This window comes from Bacteroidota bacterium, assembly GCA_016722375.1.
Taxonomy (GTDB): Bacteria; Bacteroidota; Bacteroidia; order Chitinophagales; family LD1; genus Bog-950.
This window is the reverse complement of the sequence record JADKJG010000008.1, coordinates 54,936-79,764: the sequence shown is the minus strand read 5'-3', so window position 1 is coordinate 79,764 and position 24,829 is coordinate 54,936. Positions and strand designations below refer to the sequence as shown.

Sequence of the window (24,829 nt, the reverse complement as noted above, 5' to 3'; positions counted from 1 at the left end):
GTTTTAGAAATTAGTAGTATCTGCCGGACGGACAGCACCAAACCATTTAAGTGTTCTTTGTCCAATTCCCGGTGCTTCCACATGAACTAAATAAATACCACTGGCAATTGGAACACCCTTGTCGTTCTTTAAATCCCAGGTAATGGTATTGTCTATGTTCCCTCCGCTGACGGTGCCACCGTCGCTGATTTCCACTTTGCGATTCGTTATAGGATCAACACCTATAGCGCGGCTAAGTTTTCGAATAATCACCCCGTCAATCGAGAAGATCGTAATGTTACAAACATTGGGCAGGTTGGTGATTTTAACCGCATTGGTATTCTGGTCTGTTTCATAGTCAGAATAGGCCAGGTATGGGTTGGGAACTACCCGAATAATATCTAGAGCACTTTTAGCCATTTCAGGATTTTTTTCTGTTGCACCGATGCCTTTGGTGCTGAACTGATAGCGGGGCAAGGTTGAATCCATTCCCGAAGAAGCACTTGTTGCAAACCGGTCATACGGCTTTTCTACCCTCAATCGAACAGCAATCTCTGTTGGCGGAATATATTTTTGTCCATTTCCATCAGGCAGGAAGTTGTAACCCGCTGAAAGATAAGGAATGGATGTCCACATCAGGCTTTGATATAAAGGATAGAGCGTTCGCGGAATTACTAACTGTTGAGTAATAATACTATCATACGTTCTGAGCAGTAATTGTTGCGCTGCATAGCCTTCATCATATCTGGTATCCATGACGTAGATAAAGTGCTTCCCACCAAAATAAGGTTGGAAAAGGGGGCTGTATAGATTCGGACTTGGATTCCAAAACATGTCACGACCATTCTGGTCACCCTGATCGGAACTTTCTCCAAAAGCCATATTCAGGCGCTCTCCGGTTTCTACATTGATCGCATAGCCAGGGAAATAGGAACGTCCGGTATCTGCATCCGGGCCGTAAGGATCCACGCCAACCAAATTGCCGTTGGCATCCAGAACCTTGGAATAGGCCATCCTTATCTGTCCCTTTAGTGCTCCCCGGTTTTGCACCTGCGAATTACTAATTGTTCGGTTGTATATTTCGTTTCCCTGATTGATACTTTCATCTTCTCCGGTTTCAAACACGACACACCTCGACCATTTGCTTCTGTCTGGCGTAATCACAATATCCACACTGGCCAATTTGTCAAGGGTGTTATGTGGCGGTGGAATCGGGTAGCCACCATAGTTTCTCCATTTGAATCCCGGCCCATACGCATAGGGTATTGATGCCGTAGTGGATTTATTGGCATAGTTGGCAGCCAGACAATAGGGTGCCCAGGTTCCATTCAGGATTTTACTAAAAATATTGTTGGTGTCGGTATAAATATTGTCTCCTTCTGCCGGATCGGAAGGGGGAACCGGACCCGTAAAATACCAATTAGCGTCATAGACTCCTGCTAAAGGATTAGCGCCGCCACCACCTGGTTGTTGTTGGCCGGCTGCATTGGAACCCGAGCGAATCCAATTGCTTGGAGAGTTAACCCCTTCATCTTCCAGAAAGCTAAGCCATTGCTGCGTCGGAATCTGGTAGGTGATAGACGATTGTTCGGGAAGCGGGTCATAAACAGCTCGCTGCGGCAATCCTTGAACGGGATAGTTGGCGAGTATCGTATAGCGCTTTGCCGGTGTTCCTAATTTAATAGAGAAACCATAGTCTAATCTATTACCATTTTTGGTCAGGATAATTTGCTGTTCATAAGGACGATCCAGCGTGCGTTCTGAAAAAATAGTGTCTCCGTTGGTTAGGTCGTGTAAAAACCAACTGGTGGTAATACCGATATTGTTTGTAACGGTGTCCTTAAAGTTCAACTCGAAATCAGCTTCCAGCAAGCTAACCGGATCCGTAACGCGAAGCCCAATAGGATCTAAGCCTTTTTGATAAACTAAGGTATCTGCAATTCCATAAGTGCCGGAAGCCAGAATTTTCGCAATGGACTCAGGAGTCAGCATTAGATTACTTCCGCCGTTTCCTTGCCCCTCAATTCTTTTTACTTCTACCCCATCTCCCCAAACTGAATTCAATATGGTTCCTTCATTCCTTGGATCTGGAATATGAGGTATTGCGGTATATACTTTAAAGTTTCCGCGACCTTGCAAATACGGCAATAATTGCCCTCCGTCTGAAGGATTACCCTGCTCGAATTGCTTGTAATTATTATAGGCGTAGGCTACTGCCGTGTAATAATAGGTTTTATGATTCACTAACTGTTTGTTGTTTCCGGTGGCAAAAAGATCCTGAGTAACCCGGAAAGAATTCTCAACGCCTGCATCGGTTCCATCTACTTCCAATACAGGAATAAACAGACCCAAGGTAGCGTCCTTTTTAAAGTTAATAATTTTCGATATGCCATTCTTGACATCCACCTGAGCATATAGCTTTGCTTTATCGGGATCGTTCAAATCGGTGGCAGAGACATCTCTTCTGCTCAATTGATAGACTTTATAGCCTTCAAAGGTGAAGGTCGAATCCCCCTTACCACCGGGTAATTGCGACACAGACTGTGCAGTTGCACCGTCCACTTCGTCGTATTTCTCCCCAAAGTTATTGGAACCCGGAAAGTTTACCAGATTGATAATAACCTCGTTGCTTAGTTCTCGGATTTTTAAAGAAGGTGCTTCTGGGCCGTCCAAGAGTTTGAAGCAAGTATTAAATAGCTGCTGTGCCTTATCATCGGCAGGAGCAATGGTGGTAGAAAAGTTAGGGCATAATCCAACACCCTGCCCGGATGGACGAACGAACACACAGCCAACGGTCACCGATTGCGGCACTCCCGGCAACAAAGTAAATGGACCGGATGTTTGAACAAATCGGCGGTCAGCGGGCTGAAGAATTTCTGAAACAGCTTTTTGACATTCGCTCCATGAGTCAGGATCGCTTGGATTGCCGGGGAAGAGAAATTTAGTTGGTGCCCCCCCTGAATTATATCCGGTTCCGCCCGTTGTAAATGGCGTTCCATCGTTCCAAAAACCTGTTTGATAGTTTCGGTATTGCGCAGCAGACCCCGGATCTTGCTGAGAGAAAACGGCTCCGTTGGTGAAATAAACAAAAGAACTCAAGCCCAATTGTTGTCCGCTGTCGCTTATTGGCCCTTCAAAAAAGTCAAAACCAACAATAGGAAGCTGTGTGCCATATCCGTTCTCCTGTTGGCAGTCAGGGTCAGGGGTTGTTCCGTTATAGCAAATGCCTAAAGACCGCACCGTATCACAACCAATTTTGTCATTATTAAAACATCCCAAATCAGGATCCACCCACTGCGATATGTAAGTCTGATTCAGTTTGTTGGTGGACTTATTAGTGATTTCATACTTGTAAAACGTCATGTTGTCAATCTCATCCGTTGTTTGGAATCCAAAGGCCAGTGCATTGACTTGAACCCCAATAGCCTGTCCATTAGACTCGGTATGGATGTTCCCTGCATCATTGAAAACCCAGAAAACCATCTGGTCTCCATAAGCTATCGGGTCGCCGGATGGGCAAGGAATGACAGGATAGTCTCCTTTTACCGGATCATAGATACCGTCTCCGTCCGCATCTTTAAACGGGGCCAGATTCTCGTTAATGTTAAAAGTTTGTCCCACAAGCGTAGGATCTGTTGCCAGATATTGATTCCCTTTTGCCGGCCAACCTAAAAGCCCGCGAGGTATATCTGCTAAAGTAGTAGCCGAACCCTTTTGAAGGAAGGCGGTTTGTGCCGCAGCAATATCTCTTCCATACACATTGAAATGGCGGTCAAAGCGGCTGCATGTAGCACGATCTGTAGAGGCCGAATTATCTAAAGGGCCAGGCCAGAAATCATTTCCATTTTGGCGATAGCGAACGGCGGCACATTTTAAATTGTTACCATCATCCAATCCGGTAATCCATATCGAACCGGCAAAAATTGCATGTAAATCAGAGCCTTTGGGAACCTCATACTTAGGCAAACTACTGACGTCCCACCAAGCATCTCCTCCGGTTAAAAGTCTCGTCCGAACGTTATTAATGTCCATATCAAACTGAGCAATAGAAGCGGTACAATCTCCGGCTTCTGTTTTAAAAGTTGATCTGGAGTTTGTTTTTTTAGGCTTATTAAACTCCTCTCTTGCCTGAGAGGCAACACTCACCAAAATGAGAACAGCCCAAAGTGCCGTTTTAAAAAATTCCTTTTTCATACTCTTGATTTTTGATAACTAATTTATGGTTCTTTGGTTGTGCTCTATTTAAAAACTAAATAATCCTCCGAGGAAAATTCTTCTCGGAACGCTGTAATTGCTTGGTCTGTTGATATAGGCTGCATACTGATCTTTAAATGCCTGAGGATTTAAGGCAGCCTGAATGGTAGGCGAACTTGCTGGATCGCTCAGATAACCATCATCATTTGGGGTGCCCGTATAACGATATAGTCCTACCACATTTCTACTATCCAAAAGGTTCTGAATTTGCACATACACTTGAAAAGACAGTTCGCGTTTGTCGCTCTTCTTAGTCTCCTTATTACCCACGCGGAAAGAGAAATCCTTCCAGACCTTGAGATTCAAACGGAAGTACCAAGGTAATCGAGAGCCGTTAATGGTTCCTTCAGAAATTGGTCTGCCCGGCTGACCTTGCAGTGCATTAGGGGTGGCATTTTGTTGGGCGGTGTAAGGAGTTCCTGAACGACCGGCTACCTGTAAACTTATTCCGGAATTAGAAAGAATCTGAGAGTTTTTAATCACAGGGCCATTATAATCTTTCCCGGAACCGTAGCTATAAGCGGCGGTGGCATTGATTACATGACGAGCGTCGAAGTTTAAATAGTTGATGGAGCGGAAATTTGGTTGGCCTCCGTTGATAATATTAAACTGAGTTCCGGCATCTGAACCTGTACCCTCAGCAAAAGATAGCGTGTAATTTGCTTTCAAGGTGAAGTTGCCGGTACGGCGCATATCGAAATCCAGTTTTATGGCCTTATAGGTTCCAAAATCAATATTGTCAAAAGTTATATAATCTTTAGGATAGGCATTTATAATCTTGCGCACCTGAATCAAATCTCTAAATTCACGATAAACTGCCGAGATAGTAACCGCTGAGGTTTTGCTCACCACCTGTTTAAACCCTAACTCAAAATCAATGGTTTTGACAGGTTTTAGTCCTGCGTTATTGAAAACTCCTCCTACAGAGTTTTCGAAGTAAAGCCATTGGGTAGGATCCGTGATTACCTGTCCGGTAGGTCTTTGTGAAAGAACATCATAGTGTGCAAAGAATAAAGCCTTGTCTGTCAAGTTAAATGAGAACTGCAAGCGAGGCATCACCACAATCTGAGGGGTATAGTCCTTAAAGGTCCCGTTGGGATCAAACGTGTTCGGGTCCTTTATATCCCGACTCTGACCTTTGAGGTAGGGCTGAATACTTCCTGTAGCCGATGCTAAAGCCAAAGAGTTGCCACTGGCCAATTCATTACCAAAACGATCATACCAAGTATTTCCATTCCGGTAACCGGTGATATAACCAGGTTCCTGAGCTTTTGTATTATCTACATAAACATAATAGTCGCTTCCGATATTGGCCGGGTGCGAAACGTCGTTGTTCCCGATACGGGTTACTTCCGAAGCCGTGTAAATTGGATATAAAGAGTATGGATCTTTCAACACCTTTTCGTTTGCATCAAAGCGGTCAACACGCACACCAACGTTAAAGGTCAGATCTTTAAAATAGAAACGGTCAGAAAGATAGGCAGCGGCATATACCGGACGGAAGGCGGGAATTGCTCTTTCGAGTTCGCCGTCTGCTCTTCTCTTTGTAAAGAAATCATTCCAAGAAGGCTGCTTGCTATACTTGTTTCCATATTGGTCATAACCGCGATAGCCGACCAAAGAGGCTCCATCCTGCAACAACTCTTCGGGAGAGAACATTTTGATATTCAACTGGCTTGGATCCAAAGCATCCACATCAATCCAATCTGTTCCATTTTCAGCTAGCTGGAGTGATTTTCTTAATGATTTATCAAAGAAAGCCTGATCCGAAGCCTTATAAAGGCGATTAAATAAGATAGTATCAGTTACATAAAAATTAGGGCGATTTAAGTCATCATAGGTGTAATTAACTCCATTGATTCTTAAAACAGGGTTAGCTCTATCCAATTCTGTCAGGTGTTTATTGGCTAAGGCTCTTGCTCTCTGCCATAAAGCCAACGGAGAAACGGAGTAATACCTGTTAATACGTTGCTCATACTCCACACCAAATTCAAAATTGTGTTTGTTTCTGGAAGCCGATCCTGGCTTCAAAATATCAAAGGAACCTTCTAAACGAACCCGGTACTGGTCATTATCTGCTCCAACGCCAAAACCATTGTATTGTCTGCCGGTATTGAACCAAATATTGTTGACCACATTGGAACGAGTTCCATTGATTAAAGCCTGATTGGCCTGAATCTGGTCTAAGTTGGAGGTAAAGTTGGCATTGTTGTCTCCATACACCTCGTAACGACCATTTTGGTCTGGCTGGGCACCCAACAACTCATAATACTGCTGAGTGTATCTGGTTCCGAAAGGATTCAATGTGCCCGGCGTAAATAATACGGCAGTGTCGCCGTTTCCATTCTGTATAAACCCGCGAAAATTCTGATTGGTAATCGTATCTACAAATGTGTTAAACTCAAAAGTGGGTGAACGCCTTGTTTCAAATTTCCCAATATGACCGTAATCAAAGGCATTAAATCCATGCGAATCGTCTCCATTAGTTTGGTAGTACTTTTCATAGTCCACCTGAACCATGTAATAGGCATTTTGAAAAGCCGATGCCTTCTTTTTATCATCGTCGGAGGTTTTGGATTGAATGGTATGTGTGAACCTTCCATAAACTCGGTAATTCATATCCTTGAAGTAAGGATTGTTTTCTGTGTTAAACAGTTGGTATTCTTCTACCCAAGAATGGTATCGGTTATGAGCAACCGTTCCGCCAAAGGAAAGTGTGAAATTGTCCGCCGGCCTTAAATCAATACGGGCATTTCCTTTAAAATTATGCGAGTAAACATTATCCTTTGTTTTCACCTTATACATATCCTTATAGGTGATATTGTCTGAACTCAGATTGAAACCTGTTTCCGTCAACTTCTTTTGAAGTGGTGACCTCCGCAACGAGTCCAATACATCAGGTCTTATTTTCCAAACTCCGACAGCAGATGGGTCTCCGTCTTTCTGTCCCAGATATTCGGCAGCAAGAAAAATACCGAGAATCGTCTTTTTGGTTTTCTTTTCCTTCCAAATAGGGCCGGTCACGTTGGCATTAACCAAGTTATACCCTCCGGCATCCAAACCCTGCGAGGTGAGATATTCTGCGCCACCATTCCAAGTGCCCGATGGGCCTTTGGTCGTGATATTAATGATACCTCCTGTCAAATCACCATACTTGGCCGGCACACCACCGGTGATCACTTGAATCTGCTCAATAGAAGAGGCAGGGAGGGAGGGAGAACCGATGACCTTTACTCCATCCACATAATATTGCGTTCCTTCACCTCTTTGTCCACCAATGTTGATGCCTCCTCCTTGGTCGGACTGCACAATACCGGCACCTGAGGCCACTAAGTCTGAAACATTTCTAGAGGCATTCTGCTTAATCTGTTCTGAACTGACCACCTCACCTCCAGAAGTATTACCCGGATCAATCAGGGGCTTTTTATAAGCGATAATTTCTACGGCATCTTTATCTACTCCTACCAAGCTCAGTTTAACATCAATGAAGGTAGCCTTGTCCGCGTTCACGATGATTCCTGACTGAATATAGGTTTTGTATCCCATAAACGAAACACGAACGTTATACCTTCCGGGAGTCAGTGGCTTTAAAGCATAGTTACCATCAAAATCGGTAATAGCTCCCCGACCGGTAAACTCTCCTTTCGAATCAATAATTTCCACCTTCGCAGAAATCATCCCTTCGCCGTTTTCATCTAAAATCTTTCCGGATATTTCACCATTCTGGGCATGGGCAACAAAAAAACCAGCCAAAAATCCAAGCAGCGTAAGTATTCTTTTCATAAGCTATTGATATTTGCTCTCTGACAAAAGCGGTCAAAAATATCTTTTTTCATGAAACATGTTAAAGAGTTGTTAAAGCCGGGCGCTCCTGATATTAGCTTGTTCATAATTATTCCCAATTTGTTTTTCTCGTTTTCAAGACTGACCACAAATATACGGACGATTTATCCTAAAAACCTAATTAGAATTGTCATTTAACTGTCATTTTTTGAGGGGCTTTTCCACAACACTTTTCGGGGTCGCCTCAAATCTTTCTCAGTATGCTCAATGTATTGGATAACATTTCATCGGTAAAATCCAGATGAGTCACCATACGCAATTGGGTGGAAGAAAACGGTTGTATCAGCACCTTCTTCTTTTGAAGTGCTATCGCAATTTTCTTTGAATCGGCTACTTCAAAAATTACAATGTTTGTTTCAACCGGTAGGATACTTTTTACCCAAGAGCATTTTCCCAATATTTTTTCAAGCTCTTTCGCACGCCGGTGGTCTTCTTTTAATCCTGAAACATGCTTATCTAAAGCATACACACAAGCTGCTGCCAAAATTCCCGACTGCCTCATACCTCCCCCCATCACCTTTCTGATTTTTCTTGCTCGACGGATGAACTCTTTGCTCCCCAACAAAACACTTCCTACCGGAGCGCCAAGTCCCTTACTCATACATACTGAGATGCTGTCAAACATTCCTTCCAACGCTATTGGCTTCTGCCTTAATGCAGTCAGGGCATTAAAAATACGAGCTCCGTCCAGATGAAGTGCTAGATTTTTTTTGCGACAGAAATCAGACACCGATTTCATTTTCTTCATTGAATAAACGCTTCCTCCTCCTTTGTTTACCGTGTTTTCTATGGCTACCAAACGGCTGTTAGGTAACCAGTCGAAATCAGCTTGAATACATTTTTCAATCTGTTCTGCCGTCATAATACCCCGCTCTCCTTCCGTCAAACGAACAGAAACGCCGGAGTGAAAAGCCCATCCGCCTGTTTCATAGTTGTATATATGACAGAGTTGATCGCAAATGATTTCATCCAAGGGTTGCGTGTGTACCTTGATGGCGATTTGGTTGGTCATAGTTCCCGAAGGGCAAAACAAACCCGCTTCCATACCAAACATTATAGCTACCTTTTGCTCCAACGCGCTGACTGTCGGGTCTTCGCCGAAAACATCATCGCCCACTTCGGCAGTGAACATCGCTTCTTTCATCCCCGGAGTAGGACGGGTAACTGTATCGCTTCTTAAATCTATAAGCATTGTTTGTTTTTAGACCTACAATATTAGCGAGCCGGGGCAAACCTCAAAAGAAAGCGGTGCTGAATTTAGTTGTCACACATTCATCGCCACCAATATGTTGGCGCTGACCCGCGCTCCATCCAATAAATCAGTCCTTATGTTTCAGAGTACTTCTAACACTATTCAGGATAGAAATTTATTGGTGCCTGAGCGATATTATACCCGCAAAAACCAGCTATTCAAAGGGAAATGACGACAAAACAAGAACTTTATAATAGATCGTTACATCTTAGAAAACAGGCTAAAAGCACTTGTTTTTGCCAGTTTTGGTGTAAAAAGAAGCCATTTGCATCAAAATGATTTGAGTTTGTGTCAGTTCCTCTATAGAGGGGTACAAAACCTGGATATAAACGATTAAATCTGCCAAGCCCCACCCTCAGATGAGATGGATTACCCATTTTGTTTGGGGAATGCTTACATAGTTTATTGCAGCGTACATCTTATTAAAGAATAGAAATGAGCTATGGAACACTTTAATAAGACCAATCTAGCTTCTCTCTTCCTTCACATCCAAAAGCACATTGAAGGCGTGAGTGATTGGCAACAAAAGTTTCGTCCTCCTGTATCTGTAATCTTGAAGGAAGCATATTTGGTTATAGGCGCCGTCCTTTGATGGGCGCTACAAACAATTGACACGCTCTATTATCTGTTCAACCAAAAGGCTGCGGCTGCAACTATAAAAAATGAGGCCGATTACTATACCGTAAATCTTGATATCCGGTTTTTACCTTCAATCAACCGAGCTAGATTTGGCATCCTCCTAAGTGCATCAATCCATCCGTACCGATTTTCCTTTCTATTTTTCGATATTTTCCATTTAATTTGCCCGCCTTTTAAAAAACAGTATAGTTTAAAGACTATACCAAAACGAAAATTAAAATTTAAAATAGATACATGGCAGCTATAGGTAAGATTCGTCAGCACTCGGGTTTGCTGATTTTTATAATTGGTGCGGCAATTGTGGGGTTTCTGGTTATGGATGCCACCAATTCGCAGTCGGGAGTGTTGAAAGGCAGGAGTGATACGGTGGGCAAAGTGAACGGCGAAAAGATTTCTATCACCGACTTCAACAGAAAGTATGATGAAAACGTAAAGAACTTCGAGAGCCAGATGAAAGGAATGGCTATCAGCGAAGATCAGCGTAATTATTTGCGTACCCAAACTTGGAACGAGATGGTGAACAGTTCCATCTTCGACAAAATCTATGAGAAATTGGGCATCGGCGTGACCGCAGATGAAATGGGCGAATTGGCTACAGGAGAAAATGTATCACAGTATATCAAGAACGACCAACAGTTCAAAGACCCTAATACCGGGCAATTCGATCCCGCTAGAGTGCGTTTGTATATCAGTCAGTTGGATGCTCCGCGTGAAGGGATAGAGCCGGGAGTAGTGCGTGAGCAATGGCTGAATTTTGAAAAGCAGTTGAAGAAGAATCAGTATCAGGCCAAGTATGACAACCTGATTAATAAAGGTTTTTATGTTGCTAAATGGATGGGAGAAATGATGTACAACGAGCAGAATCGCTTCGTCAATTTCCGTTATGTACAGTTACCATACAGCGAGGTGAATGATGCTGATTTAAAAGTGAGCGATGACGAAATGAAGAAGTATATCGAAAGTCATGCTGCAAAGTTTAAGGTGGATGAAGAAACTCGTAAGGTTCAGTATGTTACGTTTGACATTGTCGCCTCTTCATCCGACACGGCTAAAATCGTAGAAGAGTTGCAAGAAAAACGGGATGAATTTGCAAACGGGGCAAAGGTTGCCGATGATTCTGTATTTGCAAAAATATATTCAGAAACACCTTTTGATGAAGCCTATTATGATAAGGAGGAAATGAATTCACCGGTTAAGGATTCCTTCTTTACCTTACCGGTCAAATCGTTGGTGGGCCCTTATGTAGATGGCAAATATTTGAAGCTGGCAAAAATCAGCGATCGAAAGATGATTTCTGATTCGGTGCACGTTCGCGAAATCAAAATTTCTTTTGAAGGCATCAATTCGCAGGAAGCTGCCGCTGCTAAATTCAAATTCATTGATAGCGTTTTGGCACAAATTGATTCTTTAAAGCAAGATTTAGGATTGTTTGCAGTGACGTACTCGGACGATGCGCTCTCCAAAATGAGAGGGGGCGATATCGGTTGGGTGAAAAAGGGTGCGAAAGATAAAATGTATAACGATTTGATTTTTTATCACGCTACAAAAGGACGCGCTTATAAAGTTCCTGCTGCTACAGAAAATGCGATTTATATCGTTCAGGTAGTGGAAGATAGACCCACCAAGGCCGGCGTATTGGTGACTTATCTGAGCAAGGAAATCATACCTAGCCCTGAAACGGAAAGAACGATATATGGTAACGCCACCACTTTTGCCAGCGAACATCAGAACGAAGCGAAATTTAAAGAAGCCGGACAACAGCTAAATATAAAAAGCGTAGAAAGCCTGAAAAAGGATGACTTCACCATTCAAGGGCTTGGCGCGGCGCGCGATATAGTGAAGTGGATTTTTGGTGACAAAACAACCAAAGGCAGCGTGTCTTCTGTTTTCACAGTAGAAAGAAAGCACGTGGTGGCTTTAGTTGAACAAATTCGCCCGATGGGCTTGCAAGACTTGGAAGTCGTACGCGACCAAGTTAAAGCAGAGGTGATTAAACAGAAAAAGTTTGAATTGCTTTCTAAAAAAGTGACCGATGCAAAAGCGGCTAACATAGATGACCTGGCGGCCAAGTTGGGTAAAGCAGCAACAGACGCTTCACACGTTTCCTTCAGCAATCCAAGTATTAATGGAATGTTTGAGCCTAAAGTGACTGGAGTAGCGATCAACACAGCGGTTGGCAAAATGTCTTCTGCGGTGGAAGGTTCTTCCGGTGTATTTGTAGTTCAACCGGTTTCGGTAGAAGAGCCTGCTAAAATTGAAGACTATAGTATGTATGCTTTCCAATTGAAACAACAGTTGCAGAGCAAAACAAGGTTTGCACAAGAGGTACAAAAGAAATTAGCCAACGTGACCGACAATCGGTTCAATTTCTTCTAAAGATTATTTAGATCACAATTATTCGGAGCGTACCGCGTTTTAATATCGTGGTACGCTTTTTTATTTCCTTTAATAATTATAACAACCCGAACGGTTCGTACAGGTACGAATTGATTAGCTTTGCATGATGGACGCAGTGAAACCCATAGTGAATAAGGTGGCCCAAAGCGCACTGATAACTTTAGCCCTCGAAACCTTTTTCCCGAAGGAGGAAGAGATTGCCTGTATTGACCTGAAAGACTTCTTGTTTCGAGGTTTGATATTGAGAGAAGAAGAATTCAGAAATGCGGTGAAGAATAAAGACTGGGAGGAGTACCGGGATAAGTGTGTAGCGATTTATTGTTCTTCAGATGCTATCATCCCCATGTGGGCCTATATGATCTTGAGCGTATCGCTTTCTTCTATTGCCAAAGATGTAGCAGCAACTGCTCCCCTTCAAGCACCAGAAACTTTTTTGTTGCGAAATTTGATCCGATTAGATGCTAACCTATTTCAAGATAAGAGAGTCCTGGTGAAAGGTTGTGGAGATAGAAAAATATCTGAAGCGGCTTTTGTTCAAATTGCCGACCTTCTGACACCGGTAGTCCGGTCGCTGATGTATGGCGAAGCCTGTTCCAATGTTCCCATCTTTAAAAAAGCAAACCAATAGAACGTGGAATTCCCTAAAAAATATCGTGCTCCGGTATTTATCGGTTTGTTTTTGGTACTGGGCATCACCTCTTCCGCAATTCTATGGAACAATCTGGCCGGTTTAAATAAACCGGTCAATATTTTTGAGCGCACAAAAGGTGAGTGTCCTTATATCCAATGGACAGATGTTATTGATTCATCCAACAAGGTGTATCCAATACACATAGAAGGGGAGTTGCAGTTGCGGGCGAACGAGTACCGCTGGAAGACCCAGAGGTCAAGGAGCGGCTGGACAGGGAGTTGAACGTAAATGTTTATTGGCATTCCAATACCTTGCTAAATATGCGAATGGCCAATCGTCATTTTGATGAAATAGAAAAAATATTGATTGAGCAGGATGTGCCCACCGATTTCAAATACCTCGCTTTGATAGAAAGTGGCTTTCGTCAAGATGTGTCCCCTGCGGGTGCCTCCGGATATTGGCAGTTTATGAAACCCACCGCTAAATCTTACGATCTAGAGTTGAACTCCGAAGTAGATGAACGATATCACATAGAGAAATCTACTATAGCCGCTTGCAACTACTTGAAAAGCGCCAATGAAAAATTAGGAAATTGGACTCTTGCCGCCGCCTCTTATAATCTTGGGATTCCGGGTATGCTGGAACGAGTGAAGGACCAAAGGACCAACCATTATTACGATATGTATTTTAATCAGGAAACCTCAAGATATATATTTCGGATGTTGGCCTTGAAAATTATTTTCTCTAATCCAGAGAAGGCTGGTTTCTATATAAGGCCAGAGGATTTGTACCAACCTTATAGATTCAAAGTGGTTGACGTGGATACCCCCATTCTGAATATTGCTGATTTTGCCGCTAACTATGGATTAAAGTACAAGCATATCAAAATGTTGAACCCTTGGTTGCGTGAAGCTCGATTGACCAATCGGGATCATAAAAAATATCAGATAAAAATTCTCGAATCAAACTGAGTAGGAGCTTGGCAAAGAACCGGAAATATTTACTTTTGCCGACCTCAAATTGGTGCGGTAGCTCAGTTGGTAGAGCAATAGACTGAAAATCTATGTGTCGGGGGTTCAATTCCCTCCCACACCACAAATAAACCCTTCTTTCTCCTATGAAAGAGGGGTTTTTGTTTTACGGGAGGAAACTAAAGGGAAAATTTTTGAGGATTGGGAGAAATTTCCCAACCTGCCGGCCTTTGATTTACTGCCGCAAGTCCATAGGATTCCTTTAGAGGTTCTTTTCTTCTTTTAATTGTTTTGAAAAAGGAAGCCCCGCGGGGATAAATCGGCTAATTTTCCCTTTCAGCGCGCTTATTTTTGATTTAAGAGCGCTTATTTTGAATTTAAGCGCACTTATGGCCGAGGCAAGCGCGTTGATTTTCAATTTAAGCGCACTTACGGCTGGTGCAAGTGCGTTGATTTCCGCCAGTAGTGCGTTTAACTCCTGTGGTAACACGTTTAGCTCAGCCGATAGCGCGTTGCGCGGAGCCGTTAGCGCGTTGTCACCGCATTTTTAACGCGTTACATTTAGCCAGTAGCACGCTACTTTCCGCCAATAACGCATTGCGCTGAGCCATCAACGCGCTTAGCGGTGGTGGAAGTGCGTTGATTTGGGGGGGGAAATGGGGTGTGATGGTTGGTGAAGTATGCAATAATTTTATTTTTATGGAATGCTAAACGCCAACCACGGCTGAGAATAGCGCAGAAGTAGAAAAAATAAATTCCCTAAATGCCAATCTACCTACACCCCTCAAATCTTGTTGTTGATAAGAAGGCGATAGCAAGCAAGTATATTGGAGGAATTGAGGCGTTCCGGGAAAAGTACATCACCCAAAATGAGCCTTTCAATCAAGAGGATAATCAAATATTCTCCATTTCAAGATGGAATCCAGATGAATTTGATATTGACGAACTTGTTGAGAATGGATTGTTCTATGATGAAAAAAGAAATTATTCAACTGACTTCACTATTTGCACAAGGTATTGGGAAGATTCATGGCATCTCGATTGGATAAAACAAAACAAGGTATTTGCTGGGCATATAGATTGTGATGAGAATGAGAAAATGGAAGTAGAAAGAATCTCAAATTTGACAGTAGATGAAATAGGGGAATTGCATGATAAGGGTCAAAACCCTCTTAAAACCATTAAATCCTAAATTATAATTTTTGACTTATCCGGAATCAGCGAAAAGGCAAATGAAAAAACCGAAAGAGCCTTTCTTAAAATCAAGGAAGAAATGATGCAGAACTTTTTGAAAGTTGTCAAATCTCCTCTCTACTTTCTATTTTATCTAATTTGGGCACTATGCTCATAAACACCTTTGCCACAAACGATTATCAACAATAATCCCCGGAATATCAATCATTTTCCCCCGAATATCAATAATAATCCCCCGATTCTTAATCAATTTCCCCGCTATATCAATCAAATCAGCCGTTATATCGGTTACATCTTTCGCTATCTTGATCATAGTAGCCGCTATAGTGATTAAAGCATTCGCTATATTAATCAAGAATGCCGCTTTCTTAATCATAAGAGCGGCATTCATAATCATATCTTCCGCTATCTTAATCACAGCATTTGCTTTATCAATCACACCATCCGCTTTTCTAATCAAAACCTCCGCTGTTTTAATCAAACCAGCGGCTCAATCAATCAGGATGGGAAGTAATTTTTCTTCGCCCCGTTGGTGTTGGTTTCACCAACAGGAATAAACAGATGGTTGTTGACCTGCCTGCGGCAAACAGGCGCTGGTTCTTATATTAATATTGGAAAGGTAATCACCAACCAAGGCGAAATCTCTACTATTACCGCATTGAGCTGAGCCATAAACGCGTTTGGCGCTGGTGGAAGCGCGTTGATTTGGGGGCGAATGGGGAGGATTATAAGTTTAATCCAGTGAAGAACTTAATTTTGGTTTCTTTGGAATGATTGATAATCAAAAGGAAATATATGGGCTCAAAGGGAGCTTTACGGAAAGCTATAGTTCTTCACGCTGACATTTTAGGTTTCAAAAGCATTTTAGATAACTCCGTCCATGAAGGTGACTACTCCTTAAAAAAATTAATAGAGGCTCTTGATCAAGGAATAAATACCCTTAATTTATTTAAGGATACACTGGACCAGGCTAAACTCGAAGTAAATACATCATACAAATTATTTTCCGACAATCTTTATGCATCATTTTCATATCAGGAGGGTTCAGAATTATCCTTTGGCGATGCCTTTACAAACTGCATTCTGTTTGCTCGCGCCTATTTTTCTATAATGCTTGATAATGAATTTCCAATCCGAGGCGGGATATCTTTTGGGGATGATTATTCTGATGAGAAAATGATTTTTTCTCCAGCCTTAGCAGATGCCTATGAGTTAGAAACTAAGAAAGCAATCTACCCAAGGATAGTAATTGCTGAAGCATTAATTGAAAAAGTAAAAAATAATCTACAGCTGCGAGGTGATCTCGTCAATAAGGCGATCAGCAAAAGCTTGTTAATGGATACAAAGGGGGTGTATTTTCTAAATCCAACCGGTTTTGAAAAGGAGTTAAATATAGGTTACGAAAATCTTGATGCCGATCAGGTTTATAAAGGTTTCGTAAGTCGTGGTATAAACTTTTGTAAAATTCAGATTAAGTTAATGGAGGCTAAAAATGACTCCCACGCCAAAGAAAAATATGAATGGCTTTTGGATGTTCTGACTTGGTATCTCAACGATCAAAAAACGAAACCAAAAGAAACAATTGGAACAATCGCTTTTCAAAAAATTTAATCATAGAAAAATGAAGTTTATACATGCGTATCGTTTAGGTTTAAAAAAACAATAGCAGTGCAAACGTCACCGACAATGGCCTGCAATTTTTCTTATTTTGTGTAACCTCGATGTATTAGATACTATTTAATAGGACATGCTTAATTAGATGATAAGATCGTTAATGTTTTTCTTTAAAAAATCGAGACTTTTATCCAAGATTGCTGCTGAATCCAATCGAAAGCATTTCGACGAAAGTGAAATTTTGAGTCAAACAATTAAAAGTATGACTCAAGGAAAGACTTTAAATAAGCGAGAGGTGTATATTGAACAATTGCTGACATTATTAGCTAACGACAGGCCCACAAATCATTTGCTCGCCGAATATGGAAGAACGTTTGATGATATTAGAAAAATTATCAGCAAGCTGGAATTGATTGGCGCTGGTCAGGTTGTGAAAGGGCATTACGTTGCGGTTTCATCGATCGCCTTCTTGGGACAACTCCGAAATATTTTACAAAATTGGGATGGTGAAAATTTTCAAATTGACAATTTAGACAGCTATAACTCAAATATGAAAATGGCTTCCAATCTTATTCAATCATTTGAGTAAGGCAGGATATGTATCGTCCCAATCTAATTTCTAAAATCTAATAGCTCACAGCTAATTATTCAATCAACTTCAAAAACTCCTCCTCAGTCAAAATCTGAATAGAAGGAATCTTCTTCGCCTTAGATAGTTTGCTTCCGGCATCGGCACCGGTCACGAGGTAGTTGAGGTTGGCGCTCACCCCGCTTAATAGTTTGCCTCCGTTTTCTTCTACCATTTGTTTGGCGCGGTCGCGATTGAATTGTTGCAGCGAGCCGGTGAAGAGAAATGTTTTGCCTTCCAGTTTATTGTTTTTGGCAGTGGCATCTTGCGGACGGTTGTCGGTGTTCACGCCCAGTTCTTTCAGCGAGCGAAGCAATTCTACATTGGCATCGGTATGAAAGAAGTCCTGAATACTCTGCGCTACTTTCGGGCCAATACCTTCTATGTTCGTCAAATCCTCGAGGCTCAATTTGGCGAGGTCGAAAATACTTTTGATGTGTGAAGTCAAATCTTTGGAAGTGGTCACCCCCACATGGCGCACACCAAGCGCATTGAGCAATCGCCAAAGCGGACGGTCTTTAGAATCTTCAATTCCCTTCTTCAGTTTCTCCACCGATTTTTCTCCCCAGCCATCATAAGTCTGAATCGCCTCATAAGGCAGGCGATAGAGGTCTTCAATTTTTTTCACGATTCCCTTTTGGATAAACTCGATGACGCTCTTCGCTCCTATCTCTTCAATATCCATCGCATCCTTGGAAACAAAATGAATCATTCGCTCTTCTACTTGTGCGGGGCACTCGGCATTGTCGCAACGCCATATAGCTTCCTCTTCCGGCTTGATTAAATCTTCATTGCAGGAAGGGCATTGACGCGGAAAGTCAATCTTCTTTTCATTTCCATCGCGTAAGTCAGCCACAACGCCCACGATATAAGGAATCACTTCACCGGCGCGCTCTACAATCACCGTGTCGTTGATGCGTATGTCTTTCTCCAGAATAAAATCTTCGTTGTGCAACGAAACAGAGGCAATGGTAACCCCCGCCAACGGCACCGGTTCTATCTTCGCCACCGGTGTGATGGCACCGGTTCTTCCCACCTGAAACTCTACATGGAGCAATTTCGATTGTGCCTGCTTTGCCTGAAACTTATAGGCCATAGCCCAGCGTGGATGGTGCGAAGTGTTGCCGCATTGCTGCTGCATCTTCAAATCATTCACCTTGATGACCATGCCATCGGTATCAATTTTAAAATCTAGGCGCTTGGTATCCCAAGTCTCAATAAATGCCTGCGCTTCGGAAATGTCTTTGCACACTTTCAATTCGCGTATCGGAGTTTTGAATCCGCATTGATACAGCACCTCGATACAGTGATAATGTGATTCTAATTTCCCGGCAAGGAGATTGTTGCCGTTCTTATCCTCCGCAAAACTGATGTGATATAAAATGGCTTCGAGGTTGCGAGTGCGCACCTCGGCGGGGTCTTTGATGCGCAGCGAACCGGCGGCGGTGTTGCGTGGATTTTGAAAAGTCTTTTCTCCTCTCTTGGCGCGCTCTTCGTTCATCTTCACAAACACATCGCGCTGAATGATCACTTCACCGCGTATTTCAATTTTATAAATCCCGTGCTTGGAAAAAGCAGCCGACAAAGGAATAGAAGCTAGAGCCATTGCATTGTTGGTGATGTCTTCGCCCACCGCTCCATCACCGCGCGTGGCAGCACGTATCAGCAAATCGTTTTCGTAAACCAAAGCAATACTCGCCCCGTCAAACTTCGGCTCTACGCAATATTCTACTTGTGTTGTTCCAGTCAAACCTTTCACCCGGTTATCGAACTCATTCAGATCTTCAACATTGTAAGAGTTATCCAGCGACAACATCGAGACGAGATGATTCACTGATTGAAATTCATCGGTCAAAGCCCGAGCGACACGCTGCGTCGGAGAATCGGGAGTGGTGAGTTCCGGGTTTTCTGTTTCGAGTTTTTTTAAAGTTTTGAAAAGCTGATCGTAATCGTAATCGGTAATGAGAGGTTCGCTCAAGACATAATATCTCCAGTCATGATAGTTGATGACATATCGCAGCGACTCAATTATTTCCTTCAAAGAAAAATCCGCTGAGGATTTAATGAGTTGCTCCGTGAGTTGGTTAAGATGCTTTTGCTCTTCGTTGGAATACATGGTGATGGTTTCAAAAACAAAGGACGTATCTTTCGATACGTCCTCGCAAATTAAAATCTTTCAGGGGAAAATATTCAGGAAACTAGCTTATCAATGGCTGCCGCCAGTTTGTGGTCTTTCTCCGTCACAATATTCCCGGCGCTATGTGTATTCAACGTGATTTCAACGCGGTTATAGACATTCACCCAATAGGGATGGTGGTCCATCTTTTCGGCAATCAAAGCAACGCGAGTCATAAATGCAAACGCCTCAGAGAAATCTTTGAAAGTGAAGGACTTCTCCAGTGCGTTATTTTCTTCCGTCCAGTTCACCACGATTTATTTAAAGTCCCAGTTATATTTATCCAGATTGCTGATGCAAATTTTGAGTAAGTCCACATTGCCTTTGATATCGCCTTTGTGTGCCATCTCAATCACCGAGTGAATGTGGCGGGTAGGAATAGAAACGGCTCCGGCGATGGTTCCGTAAGTAGCCATACGCTGCATACCGGCAGTATCGGTTCCTCCGGCAGGCAGTAGTTCCGGTTGCCATTTAATTTTGGCTTTGTCAGCCTGCTCTTTCATATAGCGCACCATGCGATAGTCGCATATAGCAGATGAATCCATCACCTTAATCGCCACGCCGTCACCTAATTTGGTAACACACTCCTCCGGCTTTGCCCCCGGTGTGTCAAATGCAATGGTGGTATCAATACAGAAACTGAAATGTGGGTCAATATGGTGAGCCGCAACTTGTGCGCCGCGAATACCAACCTCTTCCTGAACCGTAAAGGCCCCGTAGAAATCGTATGGAATCGTTTTCCCTTTCAATTCTCTCAATGTTTCAATTAGAATAAAAACAGCTACGCGGTTGTCAATGCTTTTACAATTCACGCAATCGCCCATCTCAATCAGTTCGCGGTCGCGGGTTACTACATCTCCGATTGACACGATTTTATCCACCTCTTTTTTGGGCATGCCAAGGTCAATGAAATAATCCGTGAGTTGCAAGTTCTTTCCTTTCTCTTCCGGCTTCATCAGGTGAACCGGCTTGCTGCCCATCACACCGATGATTGGTTTCTTCCCATGGACTACCACTCGCTGTGCAGTTAGTGTTTTTGGGTCAAAACCTCCCAGTGGATGAAAATGAAGGAACCCCTGATCATTAATATGATGAACGATAAAGCCAATCTCATCCATGTGCGCCGCAGCCATTACCTTCTTCGCGCTGCTCTTGCCTTTCTTTAAAGCAATCAGGTTGCCCATATTGTCCACGCTGATGTCATCTACTATTCCTTTGAGTTCGCGCTTAATTAGTTCACGGACTTTTTGTTCATGTCCGGGTACGCCGGGTAATTCGCATATTTCTTTTAGTAACGCAACGTTTATCATATTGAATGTGAATTTGTTTTAGTGAATAATTATAAAGCGGCAAAAATAAAATTTAAGCCTATCTGGATAGGCAATTGCTTTAAACATTCATGAGGTTCCAGTTTTGGTAAGAGAATATTTGCTTCCCTCCCATTAGATTCTGTTCAAAGATGTTGAGACACCTGTATTTAAGTCTTTCATGTTTGAAGAGACTACGTTTCGGCAATGGGAACTCTTTGTAATTGAGTTGCCCTGCCCAGTCGAATTGCTCAATAAAGGATTTCATCACTTCGGGATGTGTTCCCTTAAATACGGGCAGTCTTCCAAGCGGACCATAGTCGAACACCTTGCTTTTCTTTCCATATTTATTCTCAACCCACTCACTGCCTTTGTGAATGGTCTCCAAAGACTTTGATTTTGCTTGCATCAGGTGCGGTGGCCGCACCCATCCATAGTGATAGATATAAGCATCTACCGGTGCGACATTTAGTTTATAGGCGCCATTTTTCTGACGGTAGCTTTTGCCATCAAATGTCGGAATCCGACGAAAAGATTGAGCAGATTCAAAAGAGTGGATGTCCGGTTTATTTCTCACAATTCTGATTTCATACGGATACCATCCATGAGCTACGGCATAGTGCTGGTAATCACCCCAGAAATGCAGATAGTTAAAGAGAAGTCCTTCAACTCGCTCATCGTCCTTTAAATCTGAACACCTCTTATAAATGGTGTCTAGATATTTTTCATGAACCACTTCGTCGGCTTGCAAATAAAAAAGCCAATCACCGGTACAGGATTTCATAGCAATGTCTGTCTGATGCGCATTCTCCATTCCATTCGGGAAGGATTGGATGTCCCATTTGGTGTGAATGATTTTGATTTTTGATGAGCCAATAGAGTTGATTTCCTGCAAAGTAGTATCGTCGGGATCGCCATCTCCCAGAGCTACAACAAACTCATCAACAATAGGTAACACTGACTGAATGACTGCTTTGATGGGATAATAAAGTTTGGCCGCATTTTTCACCATCGTAAAACCACTGATAGTCATGACCTTAAATTTATTGGAGAAAGTGAGATTTAACCCACACGAGTAACCTTAATCATATTGGCTCTTCCCTTGGCACCTAATGGCATACTGCCAATATTGACAACAATCTCACCTACTTTCACCAGATTATTTTCTTTTAGAACCCTGATAACATCGCGTATGGAGGTGTCTGTATCTACAAATTTGTCATAGTAAAAGGCGCGTACTCCCCAACACAAACTGAGCGAATTCAACAAGTCGGCATTTTCTGTGAAGATGTATATATCTGCCTTAGGCCGAAAACTGGATAGCATGAAACCGGTGTATCCGCTAAAAGTCATGCCAACAATCGCTTTGGCACTCAACTCTGAACTTAAACGGGCACCATTATAGCATATAGCATCACTGACAAATGAATCCGAAGACCGATGTGCTTTTTGCTCCTTATCATAGATAATATTGGTGTGTTCGATGTTGGTTAGAATCTTTTCCATCACCTGAATCACCTTGACCGGGTGTTTTCCTACCGATGTTTCACCACTCAACATAACCGCATCAGCACCATCTATTACTGCGTTCGCTACATCAGTAATTTCTGCACGAGTAGGATTTGAGTTTTCAATCATACTATCCATCATTTGCGTAGCTACCACTACCGGTTTGGCGTATTTAATACAGCGCAGAATGATGTTTTTTTGAATCATAGGCATTTTCTCCTGAGCCACCTCGACCGCCAGATCTCCCCGGGCTATCATAATACCATCTGCTACTTTTATTATCTCATCCAACTCTTTTAAAGCTTCCGGCTTTTCAATTTTAGCCATCACCTTCATGTAGGAATTCTTTCTGCCGATGATTTTTTTCAGATCCAGCACATCCTGTGGTGAGCGCACAAAAGAAAGCGCAATCCAGTTTGCCCCATTCTTGATAGCAAACTTTAAATCCTTTTGGTCTTTAGGAGTCAGAGCCGGAACCGTGGTTTTTGTATCAGGCAGATTAACACCCTTGTTATTGCTAATTTTTCCACCATTGATCACTTTGGCAGTAATGGAATTGCGACGATTTGTTTTCATCACCCGCAATTCAATTTTCCCATCATCAATCAATATTGAATCACCAATCTCTACTTCTTTAGGTAGCCGTTCATAGCTGATAAAAATCTTTTTAAAAGTACTAACACATTCTTTATTAGTGATTTCTACCAGTTGATCCTTTTCCAGCACTTCCATATTGTCGCGTACCTGCCCGATACGAATCTTCGGACCCTGTAAATCGGCAAGGATAGCAATATTCAGATTGTGCATTTTATTAATGACCCGCACCTTATTGAAGCCCTCCAGATGCACCGATTCCACCCCGTGGCTCATGTTGAAGCGAAAAACATTCACACCTGCAGCTACCATCTTCTCCATGGTAATGATGTCGCTGCAAGCAGGTCCATAAGTGGCTATTATTTTTGTTTTATTGACATGTACTTTCATAAATTCTTAACTCTTTTGGGATTTGAAGGATTTGCGTGACGGCTTCTCTTCTTCATAGATGAGCCGTTCGCGATTTTTTATTTTTTTCAGTGGTATTTCTGCAACCATTAACATGTCGGGAAGTGCCTGAAGGTCATCGGTCGTTTGTTTCATCTTTTCATCAGAAAATCTGCCATCCACCCGCACAATAAAATCAAAATTATTAACCTCCGGCAGAAGAAATGCTCCGGGGATTTTATTTGCAAATACCGTAAAACAAATTTCGTCTGTTTCACGTTCTGCCCTAAAAACTCCAAACAGATTATTTCGGCTGCTATCGGAAGTCTCAAATGAAATATCCTTAAGTTTCTGGAAATCACAGCATAATATCTGATTCAGTTGAAAACAGAATCTGTACTCCTTGAGTGCCGAAGCCACCCCTACCAGACGGTAACCGGTCTCTGGCTCATTTTTAATTTTTCTATCTGTCACAAGTGTTCAAATGCGATATGAAATTAGAATTACTTGGGAGAACTAATCTGATACCTAGGTTAATAACCGATAATGTTATCTACCTATCGTTCTATTCATAGAATGCGACATTAGCACCCACAAAAGCATTAACTTCTCCTTCTCAAAGAATTAGTTCCATACCGCATTTGGTTTAATCATCATTTACAGTTCATAAAGTTAGCCAACCAAGCCGGTAATTTCATCCGAAGTTTTGATTCAAGGAATATATGGCGACCTATTCTCTTTGTTTAATAGTCCACATTGCAAATTTGGATATCGTTCAATTTTCTATTTATTTATATTCGCCGCCAATAATCCTGAAACATGCTCAATATCATTTTATTCGGCCCCCCGGGGAGCGGCAAAGGAACGCAAGCAGAGAACATCATTTCACAGTATGGATTGATTCATCTTTCCACGGGAGATATGTTGCGGGCTGAAATCGCCGCACAAACCAATCTGGGATTAGAAGCAAAGACCCTGATGGACAAAGGCGCGTTAGTGCCTGATGTAGTGGTTATCGGAATGATTGAATCGAAACTAGTAGCAACAAACAGGCTAAAGGCTTTGTATTCGATGGGTTTCCCAGAACGGTCAAGCAGGCAGAAGCTCTGGATGAACTGCTAAAAAAATATAAGTCACCGATTAAATTGGTGCTCTCTTTATATGTATCTGAGCAAGAGCTTACTGCTCGTATTCTGAAAAGAGGGCAATCGTCCGGCAGAGCAGATGATCAGAATGAGGAGATTGTCCGAAATCGCGTGGCTGAATACCGTAACAAAACAGAACCGTTGGTCTCTTTTTATCGGAACCAGCATAAATTACAACAAATTGTCGGTGAGGGAACCATCGAAGAAATATTTGCGTTGCTTTCCAAAGAAATAGATAAGGTGAAATAGTTGCGAGTTAAAAGTCCATAGATGGTACTCCGATCTGACTTTAAACTAAAACCTCGTTAA

General features: G+C 42.4%; 17 protein-coding genes, 1 tRNA gene and 1 pseudogene. 9 read left to right on the top strand and 10 right to left on the bottom strand.

Annotated features, from left to right (window positions below):
• Positions 1 to 3: 3 nt before the first annotated feature.
• From IPP77_12555 to IPP77_12545, 3 genes are all read right to left on the bottom strand, one after another.
• Positions 4 to 4,173, bottom strand: coding sequence for a hypothetical protein (locus IPP77_12555; GenBank protein ID MBL0310465.1), 4,170 nt, complete (start codon positions 4,171 to 4,173; stop codon positions 4 to 6).
• 48 nt (positions 4,174 to 4,221) lie between these two features.
• On the bottom strand, positions 4,222 to 8,016 hold the full coding sequence (locus IPP77_12550; GenBank protein MBL0310464.1) for a carboxypeptidase regulatory-like domain-containing protein: 3,795 nt from the start codon (positions 8,014 to 8,016) through the stop codon (positions 4,222 to 4,224).
• 244 nt (positions 8,017 to 8,260) lie between these two features.
• Entirely contained in the window at positions 8,261 to 9,268 is a 1,008-nt protein-coding gene (locus tag IPP77_12545) for an aminotransferase class I/II-fold pyridoxal phosphate-dependent enzyme (GenBank protein ID MBL0310463.1), read from the bottom strand.
• Between the two features lie 933 nt (positions 9,269 to 10,201).
• On the opposite strand from IPP77_12545, the gene IPP77_12540 reads away from it, so the two are divergent.
• From IPP77_12540 to IPP77_12515, 6 genes are all read left to right on the top strand, one after another.
• Positions 10,202 to 12,343 (top strand): SurA N-terminal domain-containing protein, encoded by a 2,142-nt coding sequence (locus tag IPP77_12540; protein MBL0310462.1) that lies wholly within the window; start codon positions 10,202 to 10,204, stop codon positions 12,341 to 12,343.
• A gap of 127 nt (positions 12,344 to 12,470) precedes the next feature.
• Positions 12,471 to 12,992, top strand: a complete 522-nt coding sequence (locus IPP77_12535; protein ID MBL0310461.1) for a DUF2480 family protein — start codon at positions 12,471 to 12,473, stop codon at positions 12,990 to 12,992.
• A gap of 3 nt (positions 12,993 to 12,995) precedes the next feature.
• Positions 12,996 to 13,277, top strand: coding sequence for a hypothetical protein (locus IPP77_12530; protein MBL0310460.1), 282 nt, complete (start codon positions 12,996 to 12,998; stop codon positions 13,275 to 13,277).
• Between the two features lie 44 nt (positions 13,278 to 13,321).
• A complete protein-coding gene (locus IPP77_12525) occupies positions 13,322 to 13,966 on the top strand; it encodes a lytic transglycosylase domain-containing protein (protein MBL0310459.1) in 645 nt (214 codons plus the stop codon).
• Between the two features lie 51 nt (positions 13,967 to 14,017).
• Positions 14,018 to 14,090 (top strand) — tRNA-Phe (locus IPP77_12520).
• Between the two features lie 639 nt (positions 14,091 to 14,729).
• Complete coding sequence (locus IPP77_12515; protein ID MBL0310458.1) at positions 14,730 to 15,158, top strand: hypothetical protein; 429 nt, start codon at positions 14,730 to 14,732, stop codon at positions 15,156 to 15,158.
• 153 nt (positions 15,159 to 15,311) lie between these two features.
• Here IPP77_12515 and IPP77_12510 read toward each other — a convergent pair whose 3' ends face one another.
• Positions 15,312 to 15,620 (bottom strand): hypothetical protein, encoded by a 309-nt coding sequence (locus IPP77_12510; GenBank protein ID MBL0310457.1) that lies wholly within the window; start codon positions 15,618 to 15,620, stop codon positions 15,312 to 15,314.
• Positions 15,621 to 15,955: 335 nt separating this feature from the next.
• Between IPP77_12510 and IPP77_12505 the strand changes: the two genes are divergently transcribed.
• Positions 15,956 to 16,771: a hypothetical protein gene (locus IPP77_12505; GenBank protein MBL0310456.1), complete on the top strand. Its 816-nt coding sequence runs from the start codon at positions 15,956 to 15,958 to the stop codon at positions 16,769 to 16,771.
• Between the two features lie 265 nt (positions 16,772 to 17,036).
• The gene (locus IPP77_12500; protein MBL0310455.1) at positions 17,037 to 17,363 is read left to right on the top strand and encodes a hypothetical protein; all 327 of its coding nucleotides are present in this window, start codon (positions 17,037 to 17,039) and stop codon (positions 17,361 to 17,363) included.
• A 55-nt stretch (positions 17,364 to 17,418) separates the two neighbouring features.
• Here IPP77_12500 and ligA read toward each other — a convergent pair whose 3' ends face one another.
• From ligA to IPP77_12470, 6 genes are all read right to left on the bottom strand, one after another.
• Positions 17,419 to 19,518, bottom strand: coding sequence for an NAD-dependent DNA ligase LigA (gene ligA / locus IPP77_12495; GenBank protein MBL0310454.1), 2,100 nt, complete (start codon positions 19,516 to 19,518; stop codon positions 17,419 to 17,421).
• A 74-nt stretch (positions 19,519 to 19,592) separates the two neighbouring features.
• Entirely contained in the window at positions 19,593 to 19,829 is a 237-nt protein-coding gene (locus IPP77_12490) for a 4a-hydroxytetrahydrobiopterin dehydratase (GenBank protein ID MBL0310453.1), read from the bottom strand.
• A 6-nt stretch (positions 19,830 to 19,835) separates the two neighbouring features.
• Positions 19,836 to 20,888: a M42 family metallopeptidase gene (locus tag IPP77_12485; GenBank protein MBL0310452.1), complete on the bottom strand. Its 1,053-nt coding sequence runs from the start codon at positions 20,886 to 20,888 to the stop codon at positions 19,836 to 19,838.
• A 79-nt stretch (positions 20,889 to 20,967) separates the two neighbouring features.
• Entirely contained in the window at positions 20,968 to 21,918 is a 951-nt protein-coding gene (locus IPP77_12480) for a hypothetical protein (GenBank protein MBL0310451.1), read from the bottom strand.
• Positions 21,919 to 21,947: 29 nt separating this feature from the next.
• Complete coding sequence (pyk, locus tag IPP77_12475; GenBank protein MBL0310450.1) at positions 21,948 to 23,378, bottom strand: pyruvate kinase; 1,431 nt, start codon at positions 23,376 to 23,378, stop codon at positions 21,948 to 21,950.
• 6 nt (positions 23,379 to 23,384) lie between these two features.
• Positions 23,385 to 23,849: an IPExxxVDY family protein gene (locus IPP77_12470; protein ID MBL0310449.1), complete on the bottom strand. Its 465-nt coding sequence runs from the start codon at positions 23,847 to 23,849 to the stop codon at positions 23,385 to 23,387.
• 345 nt (positions 23,850 to 24,194) lie between these two features.
• On the opposite strand from IPP77_12470, the pseudogene IPP77_12465 reads away from it, so the two are divergent.
• Positions 24,195 to 24,769: pseudogene (locus tag IPP77_12465) on the top strand (adenylate kinase).
• Positions 24,770 to 24,829 lie beyond the last annotated feature (60 nt).

Bases quoted from the DNA above. Each gene is read 5' to 3' on its own strand.
- IPP77_12555 (MBL0310465.1), bottom strand. From the start codon at position 4,173: ATGAAAAAGGAATTTTTTAAAACGGCACTTTGGGCTGTTCTCATTTTG.
- IPP77_12550 (MBL0310464.1), bottom strand. From the start codon at position 8,016: ATGAAAAGAATACTTACGCTGCTTGGATTTTTGGCTGGTTTTTTTGTT.
- IPP77_12545 (MBL0310463.1), bottom strand. From the start codon at position 9,268: ATGCTTATAGATTTAAGAAGCGATACAGTTACCCGTCCTACTCCGGGG.
- IPP77_12540 (MBL0310462.1), top strand. From the start codon at position 10,202: ATGGCAGCTATAGGTAAGATTCGTCAGCACTCGGGTTTGCTGATTTTT.
- IPP77_12535 (MBL0310461.1), top strand. From the start codon at position 12,471: ATGGACGCAGTGAAACCCATAGTGAATAAGGTGGCCCAAAGCGCACTG.
- IPP77_12525 (MBL0310459.1), top strand. From the start codon at position 13,322: ATGGCCAATCGTCATTTTGATGAAATAGAAAAAATATTGATTGAGCAG.
- IPP77_12515 (MBL0310458.1), top strand. From the start codon at position 14,730: ATGCCAATCTACCTACACCCCTCAAATCTTGTTGTTGATAAGAAGGCG.
- IPP77_12505 (MBL0310456.1), top strand. From the start codon at position 15,956: ATGGGCTCAAAGGGAGCTTTACGGAAAGCTATAGTTCTTCACGCTGAC.
- IPP77_12500 (MBL0310455.1), top strand. From the start codon at position 17,037: ATGACTCAAGGAAAGACTTTAAATAAGCGAGAGGTGTATATTGAACAA.
- ligA (MBL0310454.1), bottom strand. From the start codon at position 19,518: ATGTATTCCAACGAAGAGCAAAAGCATCTTAACCAACTCACGGAGCAA.
- IPP77_12485 (MBL0310452.1), bottom strand. From the start codon at position 20,888: ATGATAAACGTTGCGTTACTAAAAGAAATATGCGAATTACCCGGCGTA.
- IPP77_12480 (MBL0310451.1), bottom strand. From the start codon at position 21,918: ATGACTATCAGTGGTTTTACGATGGTGAAAAATGCGGCCAAACTTTAT.
- pyk (MBL0310450.1), bottom strand. From the start codon at position 23,378: ATGAAAGTACATGTCAATAAAACAAAAATAATAGCCACTTATGGACCT.